The sequence below is a fragment of the Acetomicrobium mobile genome (assembly GCF_937920065.1).
Genome location: NZ_CALETC010000099.1, coordinates 1 through 2,008, shown reverse-complemented (window position 1 = coordinate 2,008; position 2,008 = coordinate 1). Strand labels below are relative to the sequence as shown.

Below are 2,008 nucleotides of genomic sequence, written 5' to 3'. Positions count from 1 at the left end.
CCGGCGGAAGGTCGCCATCTCCCACGGGGCCTTCCGCCTTCGTCAAGCACAAAAATAGCCTTCCGGAGTGTATGATCGTTTTGTACATCTGCGGCAACACAACGTACATCTTGAAGGCGATGGCCGCCAGTGGTGTTTATGAAGGCAGATAAGTCAGGTACAATGAGTTACCGGTCATGGGTAAATGGACAAAAAAAGATGATTTGACAAAACTACTAAGCCTGAGGAAAAAGTAGCTAAATGACATGTTAATTAGCCTCAAAGAATACCTTAAGGTTTTTAACACAAAATTGGAGTTAACCTTCCTATATTAGACCAAGTATGGTTAGAAAATTGCGCTCGACAACGTTTAGGATGTTGTGACGGTTGTCTAGGAATAATTAAGGAGGATTATGGCCATGCAAATGAGCGTTCCTTTTGGGGAATCATGGCAGAAGTTTGAAGTTTCCGACAAAACCCTTCGTTTTACCGGAAGGGGACGGTCGCTTCCACCTCTGCAGAATCTGGAAAAGGCTATAATTGAGCAACTTGATGCACCCACGGGCACTGCTCCATTGAAAGAGCTAGCTCGAGGCAAGAAAAATATCGTTATGCTGATTGAGGACAATACTAGAAATACCCCTTTATCCGATATCCTACCGATTCTTGTAGGATATTTGAACTACCATGGGGTTCGAGATGAAAACATTAGCTTTTTGACTGCACCAGGAACACATCGCGTGATGACAGAAGAAGAAATTAAGGAAAAAATTGGGCCTGCAATGTACGGGCGGTTCAAAGTAGACCAGCATAATATTAATGAGACGGAAAGCCTCGTGCACCTTGGCTACGTGATGTCTGGTGATTATGAAATACCCGTACAATTAAACAGGGACGCCCTAGAAGCAGATCTTTTGATCGGACTTGGTGACATTGTTCCTCATTCCGATGCTGGTTATTCAGGCGGAGCGAAAATTGTGCAGCCTGGAATCTGTGGTTATGCAACCACAGCAGCGACTCATATTGTCGCTGCTTTGCTAGCTGATATTCCTCTCGGAGTTGTAGAGAATCCCTGTCGGGCTGGAATGGAAAAAGTCGCCGAAAAAGCAGGGCTTGCTTTCATACTGAACACCGTAAAAAACCTCGATGGAGAAGTTGTAGGCCTCTTTGGGGGAGATTTCGTTAAAGCCCACAGGAAGGGCGCTCTTCTAGCAGAGGAGTCATATAAGGTCAAAATTATGGAACTGGTTGATATTGTCATCGTCAGTGCTTCTCCATGTGACATCGATTATTGGCAGGGAGAAAAAGGACTCGTTTCAGCGTATTTTGCAGTCAAGCCTGGGGGGATCATAATTTTTGCTGCTCACTGTATAGAAGGACTTGTACACAATCACCCAAGCTTCAGGGAGTGGCTGAGTCTTCCCTTGGACAAAGCTTTAATAAAAGCACGTAATACAAGACTCGATGACGCTAATGCTGACCTTGTGGCCGCAGATGTTGCAATTTGTAATGCGAAAATCAGAGAAAAGGCACGCATTTTTATAGTAACAGCCGGATTATCTGAGGAAGATATTGGCATTCTTGGCTACGAACCATTTGAGTCAGTGCAAGAAGCTCTTGACGAAGCCCTCAAAAGAATTCCTGGTGGTACTGTAGGAGTCTTGCCCAAAGGAGGGGTATCTTTACCTAGATTAGAGTGAAGAAGTGATCATTAGTAGTTTACAATATGGCGCGATTAAGATTTTACACGTTATAATGATATCATTATAACGTGTAAACATTTCTTGACAAGGTTGTGCTTTTTTTGTAATATAGATAATAAGTCAAGTTGTCCATTGTCCACAGAACATCTCATTAAAGAAGGAGGTAGGTAAAGAGAAGGGCTAATGGAAAGGAGGGCTAAAATTTAAAACTGATACAAAATTTTATTTGAGGAGGGGAAGGAAACGATGGCTAATCTTCTGGAAAAGATGATTAATGAAGCAATTGAAGCTACCAAGTCAGTGTTTTTAGTCATCAAGGAAAAAAG

At 42.8% G+C, this 2,008-nt stretch carries 1 protein-coding gene; it reads left to right on the top strand.

Features of this window, described 5'->3' with window-relative positions; translation table 11 throughout:
- Positions 1-398: 398 nt before the first annotated feature.
- Positions 399-1,679 (top strand): nickel-dependent lactate racemase, encoded by a 1,281-nt coding sequence (larA, locus tag Q7P41_RS04405; RefSeq protein WP_303882430.1) that lies wholly within the window; start codon positions 399-401, stop codon positions 1,677-1,679.
- The last annotated feature ends 329 nt before the right edge of the window (positions 1,680-2,008 follow it).

What these genes read in the sequence shown, in the direction of transcription:
- larA (WP_303882430.1), top strand. Translation starts at nt 399, where the DNA reads ATGCAAATGAGCGTTCCTTTTGGGGAATCATGGCAGAAGTTTGAAGTT.